Annotated in this window: 9 protein-coding genes; 3 read left to right on the plus strand and 6 right to left on the minus strand. The window is 51.5% G+C overall.

Features of this window, described 5'->3' with window-relative positions:
- Positions 1–15: 15 nt before the first annotated feature.
- Both MVG27_RS08945 and MVG27_RS08950 read right to left on the minus strand, forming a co-directional pair.
- Positions 16–594: an AAA family ATPase gene (locus tag MVG27_RS08945; RefSeq protein WP_297556532.1), complete on the minus strand. Its 579-nt coding sequence runs from the start codon at positions 592–594 to the stop codon at positions 16–18.
- Positions 591–1,397, minus strand: a complete 807-nt coding sequence (locus MVG27_RS08950; RefSeq protein WP_297550597.1) for a hypothetical protein — start codon at positions 1,395–1,397, stop codon at positions 591–593. The genes MVG27_RS08945 and MVG27_RS08950 overlap by 4 nt, the downstream gene beginning before the upstream one ends.
- Before the next feature lie 94 nt (positions 1,398–1,491).
- On the opposite strand from MVG27_RS08950, the gene MVG27_RS08955 reads away from it, so the two are divergent.
- On the plus strand, positions 1,492–2,097 hold the full coding sequence (locus MVG27_RS08955; RefSeq protein ID WP_297550647.1) for a hypothetical protein: 606 nt from the start codon (positions 1,492–1,494) through the stop codon (positions 2,095–2,097).
- A gap of 36 nt (positions 2,098–2,133) precedes the next feature.
- On the opposite strand, the gene pyrI is transcribed toward MVG27_RS08955, so the two are convergent.
- Together pyrI and pyrB are read right to left on the minus strand one after the other, a co-directional pair.
- Entirely contained in the window at positions 2,134–2,589 is a 456-nt protein-coding gene (gene pyrI / locus MVG27_RS08960) for an aspartate carbamoyltransferase regulatory subunit (RefSeq protein ID WP_297550599.1), read from the minus strand.
- Complete coding sequence (gene pyrB, locus MVG27_RS08965) at positions 2,590–3,525, minus strand: aspartate carbamoyltransferase (RefSeq protein ID WP_297550601.1); 936 nt, start codon at positions 3,523–3,525, stop codon at positions 2,590–2,592.
- A gap of 127 nt (positions 3,526–3,652) precedes the next feature.
- On the opposite strand from pyrB, the gene MVG27_RS08970 reads away from it, so the two are divergent.
- Positions 3,653–4,537: a thiamine-phosphate synthase family protein gene (locus MVG27_RS08970; RefSeq protein WP_297550603.1), complete on the plus strand. Its 885-nt coding sequence runs from the start codon at positions 3,653–3,655 to the stop codon at positions 4,535–4,537.
- Complete coding sequence (locus MVG27_RS08975) at positions 4,537–4,950, plus strand: secondary thiamine-phosphate synthase enzyme YjbQ (protein WP_297550605.1); 414 nt, start codon at positions 4,537–4,539, stop codon at positions 4,948–4,950. Before MVG27_RS08970 ends, MVG27_RS08975 begins: the two co-directional genes overlap by 1 nt.
- 32 nt (positions 4,951–4,982) lie before the next feature.
- Here MVG27_RS08975 and MVG27_RS08980 read toward each other — a convergent pair whose 3' ends face one another.
- Positions 4,983–5,168 (minus strand): hypothetical protein, encoded by a 186-nt coding sequence (locus MVG27_RS08980; protein ID WP_297550607.1) that lies wholly within the window; start codon positions 5,166–5,168, stop codon positions 4,983–4,985.
- A 113-nt stretch (positions 5,169–5,281) separates the two neighbouring features.
- Positions 5,282–5,466: hypothetical protein (locus MVG27_RS08985; protein WP_297556531.1), on the minus strand; the 185-nt coding region annotated here is incomplete at its 5' end.

Below are 5,466 nucleotides of genomic sequence, written 5' to 3' on the forward strand. Positions count from 1 at the left end.
TTGGTAAAACTCCCTTTAAACCTTCTCCGCGATGTCCTTTATTATTTCCTCGACCCTCTCTTTAAGCTCCTCAAGTGTTCCTTCGTTGACTATAACGTAATCGGAAAGCTCCTTGAGTTTGCTCGTATGGTAAAGCCTCTCCTCCGCGTCGTCCATCGTCTTGAAGTCCTCAAAGCTCTTAATGGTTCGGTCCTTGCTTGCCTTTCGTTTCATCAGCCTCTCAAACCTTATCTCCGGCCTCGCCTCGACATAAATCACCTTTCCGCCGAGCCGTTTGATTGCCTCTACCTCCTCCCTCGAGCGGACGCCATCAATGACGATGTTCTTGCAGTGCCTTTTCTTATCCACCGCGAGCCTTATGAGTATATCCCCGCCGTATTTTTCCTTGAGGTACTTTCCGAACGCTATGAGCCTTTCACGCGTCGGCTCGGCTTTCTCTGGAAGCTCCGGAATCCAGGAATAGCCCGAGACGTTGTGGGTCAAGAGGTCTATGAGCGGTTCACTGCAGGAAACCCTGCAGAAGCCCCTCTCCTCAAAGAACTTGGCCACGGTGGTTTTTCCGGCGGCTATTTTTCCAACAACACCGACTATCATTTGCCCTTCCTCCAGTAGCGCCATACGATTTTAGCCCCATCCGTCGATTCCATAAGTCCTTTATACGTCATCTCGGCAACGAATCTGAGCAATTCCACCTTATCGACCATCGTCGGGAACTCAAATCCAAAGAGATATTTCAGCTCGAAGAAACCGATGTGGAGAAGCCTGAAGGGGTTGAGGAAGTAGACTCCTCCCCTCTCTTTAAAGGAAAATGGGAAATCCGCAAGGACGAGTTCCCTGTTTCTCTCCTCTGCAATCTCGGCGAGCTTTGCTTCATCGGGATAAAAAAGCTCCCTCAGGTTTCCTTCAATCGGCTCGTAGTTCAGCCTCGGAAAGGTATACTTCAGCCCGACCGCTTCATGAGGCAGTCCGAGCCTTTTAGAAAAGCCCAGAAGGGGTTTCGCGCTGAAACTCAGAAATACAAGGGTCATGACGTTTCCCTTAACTTCCGGCCACTTCCGGGGTGGAAATCTTTTCTCAGCATCAATAATCGGGAGCAGAAACTCAAGTTCAGTCCCCTCGACGAGCTTTTCTGCCTCCTCAAGTTTTTCCCGCTTTATCTCCAGGTCGAGGTTTGAATAAACGGTGACCTGCCTTACGCCGAGCCTCTCCCTGAGTTTTCCTATGACGAGGCTGTTGCCTATAACCACGCTCTTGTCGGTTCTATCGTGGGCTATTATGAAGAGCTTATCCCCTTCGGACTCATAGCGAACTTCATCTATCTTAAAGGGGCTCTCTGGAAGCCCGTGTTCTTTACGTATTTCCCTTACAAGTTCCGCTATTCCCTCTGCCGTGAACATCGGGAGAACTTCCCGGGGGTGCTTTTAAGAAAATTGTTCCAAAATAGGAACAAAGATTTTAAAATTATGGAACAAACTTCCGCCGGTGGTGGTTATGAAAATCGGGGCAAAAGAGATAGCCATCTCGGGCGTAATGCTGGGACTCGCTCTCCTTCTGGACGTTGCCCCCCTCGATTTCCCCACGGTCTGGGGCATGAAGATTGACGTCGTTGCGGTTCCGATAATACTGGTTTACTTCCTCCTCGGATTCTGGGGAGGGGTTTTTGCTCTCGGACTTCTTTTCCTCGGCCTCAGCGTCGTTTCATCGGCCAGCTGGCTCGGGGCCATGATGAAAACTATAGCGACGTTTGGGGTTCTTATCGGGCTTGAAATCGCAAGGAGAACGGTTGGCTTTGACATCAGGAACCCCAGAAGGCTTCTGCTCTATGGAATAACGGCTTACGTCATCGGCGTGGCCATCAGAATACCCCTGATGCTCCTCCTGAACTACTACGTTGCCCTCCCCATATGGCTCGGACTGCCGAGGGAGCAGGTCGTTCAGGCAGTTGAAAAGTGGACTCACGTTCCGTTCTGGGTTGCTATAGGCCTTCCAAACGCAATACAGAGCGTTATAGACGTTTTCCTGAGTTTGGTAGTTGCAGTTCCAGTTCTCAAGAGACTCCCCCACATCGGGTTTGAGGGCTCTCCTGCGGGGGACTGAGCTTCCCCCGAACTTTCTTTCCCCTAATTGAGAAAACTAAAGGTTCCCGAGTATATCGTCCCCCTCAATCGTTCTCTCGCAGTAGTGACAGCGGAGCTTGAGTGGTTCTCTGCTCTCGACCCTGAACTTCGGAGTAACGTGCTCGTGGTTGCTGACGCAGTTCGGGTTTGGGCACCTCAGGATTCCGACTATTTCGTCGGGAATCTCCACTTTGAACTTCTCAACGATTTTGTAGTCCTTCACGATGTTAACGGTAGCCAAGGGCGCTATTAGGGCTATCTTGTTGACCTCCTCTTCACTCAGATAGCGACCCTCGACCTTGACGATATCCTTTCTTCCAAGCTTCTTGCTCGGGACGTTGGAGGCTATGAGCAGGGTTCCGCCGTTGGGCTTCGTCAGGCCGAGTATCTCGACGACCTTGAGCCACTTTCCTACTGGAATGTGGTCTATAACCGTCCCCTCGGGGATGACCTCAACCTTCAGCTCGGGCATTCAAAACCCCTCCAGAACACCGAGTGTAAGTCCGAGAAGGGCCATCCTCACCGGAACGCCTGAGAAGACCTGCCTGAAGTAGAGCGCGTGTTTGCTCTTATCGACCTCCGGATGAATCTCGTCAACCCTCGGGAGCGGATGCATTACCCTGAGACTTTCTTTGGCGTTCTTAATGACGGAGAGGTTCACCTGGTAGCTTCCCTTCACCTTGAGGTACTCCTCCTCGTCTGGAAACCTCTCGCGCTGGATTCTCGTCACGTAGAGGACGTCCAATTCGGGGATTACGCCCTCTAGGTCGGTGGTCTCGTGCACCTCGAGGCCCTTCTCGCGGAGCTCCTCAACGATGTGCCTCGGCATTCTCAAAAGCTCGGGGGAAATCAGGTAGAGCTCAACGTCGTAGAAAGCTAGAGCCTCGGCTAAGCTGTGGACGGTTCTTCCATACTTCAAATCGCCGAGCAGACCGATTGTTAAGCCGTCAATCTTCCCGAAAGTTCTCTTTATCGTGTAGAGGTCCAGCAAAGTCTGAGTCGGGTGCTGATTACTTCCATCGCCGGCGTTGATGACCGGGACTTCTGCAACTTCAGCGGCAAGCCTGGCGGCCCCCTCCATGGGATGCCTTATCACTATCACGTCGCTGTACTGCTCCACCGTCTTTATCGTGTCAGCTAAGCTCTCGCCCTTCTTAACGCTCGTGCTCGATGCGGAGGAGAAGCCTATAACCGAACCGCCGAGCCTGTGCATCGCACTCTCAAAGCTCAGGCGCGTCCTCGTTGACGGCTCGAAGAAGAGCGTCGCCAGAATTTTCCCACGGGCGTAGTCGAGCGAGCCCTTCTCCTTAAGCTCCTCCTCAAGCCTTTCTGCAACGCTCAAAACGAACTCAATGTCTTCCTTCGAGAAGTCCCTTATGCTTATCACGTCGCGTCCTTTCCACTCCATGAGAGCCCTTCTCGTGTAAAAAACGACGGGTTTTTAAGCATTTTTTGACAATCAAATGTTAATTTAAGTCCGCTAATTCTTTAAACCTTGGTTCAAAAATCCCATAACCTTGTTTTAGGGTGATGGTATGAAGACGCCGAGCGTTTACATCGCCGAGGAGCTCATGCCGTACCTCCGCGCAAAGATAGCGGAAATCCTTTACCGCGAGGGCCTTAGACAGTCAAGGATAGCCACGTACCTCGGCATAACACAGGCGATGGTTAGTAAATACCTTGGGGGCAACTACAGGAGGCCTCCCGGAGATGTTACGGGTCTTCTGGATTCAATCGCCGAGGAAATAGCGAGCCTAATCCTCACCGGAGCTTCAAAAGACGAAATAATAGCGTTCACATCGAGGAGGCTCTTCGAGCTTTTCTCCTCGGGAAAGCTGTGCGAACACTACGCCAGATATGCCGGGATAAGCGAGGAAACCTGCAGGTCTCTCTTCGTTTCCAGCAACTCAACTGCAGTAGAGGAAATGAAACTCGCCCTCAGAGAGCTTCTGTCTCTGCAGGGCTTCTCAAAGCTCATCCCGGAGGTTAGGAGCAACCTCGCCTACGCCCCGTCCGGGGCCAAAAGCCCATCTGACGTAATCGCCATTCCGGGGAGGATAACCCTGGTAAAGGGCAGGCCCTATGCCCTGCCTCCGGAATTCGGGGCGAGCAGATTCACCGCCTCGTTGATTCTGGCAGTCGCGGATAGAAACCCAGAAATCAGGAGCGTCATGAACGTCAAACTCAACGAAAGCATTGCCGAAGCGGTTAGACGGTTGGGGTTTAAGTATGTTGAGACGAGAACAGGCGGTTTGAGCGATGAAGACGCCGTTAAGGAGATAGCGAACATCTTTGAAAAGTTATCGCCAGATTTTGTCCTCGACTGGGGTGGCGAGGGAGTAGAACCGCTCGTCTACGTCTTCGGCAGGAACCCCCTTGATGTCGTGAAAAAGGTAAAGGCCCTGCTGGAGGTGGTGTGATGGCCGTGTTCACGGAGGAGCTCCGCTTTTCAACCCGGGGCGAGATTGACCTTGTGGACATAACGGCGGAAGTTGAGCGGGTTGTTGAGGAGAGCGGAATAGAGAACGGTCACGTTCTCGTCTTTGTTCCTGGGGCAACGGGCGCTATAGTTACGATAGAGCACGAGTCTGGCCTTTTAGAGGACTTCAAGAGAATCCTGAGGGAGCTTGTCCCGAAAGGAAGGGGCTACCTCCACGATAGAATAGACGACAACGCCCACAGCCATCTTAGAGCTACCCTCCTCGGTGCCAGCGAGTGCTTTCCCGTCGTTGATGGAAAGCTCATAAGGGGGACCTGGCAACAGATTTTCTTCGTTGAGCTCGACGTAAGGCCGAGGCACAGGAGGGTTATAGTGCAGGTTGTGGGGGAGTGATTTTCACTCATTTTTTCAGCAAAAGGGAAGAATCAAAGCTTTATCGAAAGCTCCGCCTTGTCGCTCTTCTTGAGCTGGATGGCGAGGAGTTGCTTGGTGTAGTCCCTGTACCTGAGGTATGAGAATATCATCAAAACAAAAGAGGTCGTTCCTACCAGTGATAGAATAACGCCAGAGAGCTGTATGACAGTTGATGAGATAAACCATCCTTTGAGCATTCCCAATAGCAGTAATCCTAGTGCAACTCCCGTTTCTATCCATCTCTCTAGGAATCCATAAAGAGCTTTACGAGACGCATTAACCGCGTTTTCGTAGACAATTTCTAGCCGTTCTATGTCACTTTTTGCATTTTTAGACTATTCCATTCATCTTTACACTGCGACAGGATCATCTGGGGATCCATTTTTGGAACTGTTTGGTTATATGTGTCTACTATACCTGCTGCAAGCAGAGGCCCACTGGCGGCGATAATACCTGCCAATATCCTGAACATCCCACTGGCCCCAGTGTCTCCAA

Origin of the sequence: Thermococcus sp., from assembly GCF_027011145.1 — an archaeon.
GTDB lineage: Archaea > Methanobacteriota_B > Thermococci > Thermococcales > Thermococcaceae > Thermococcus.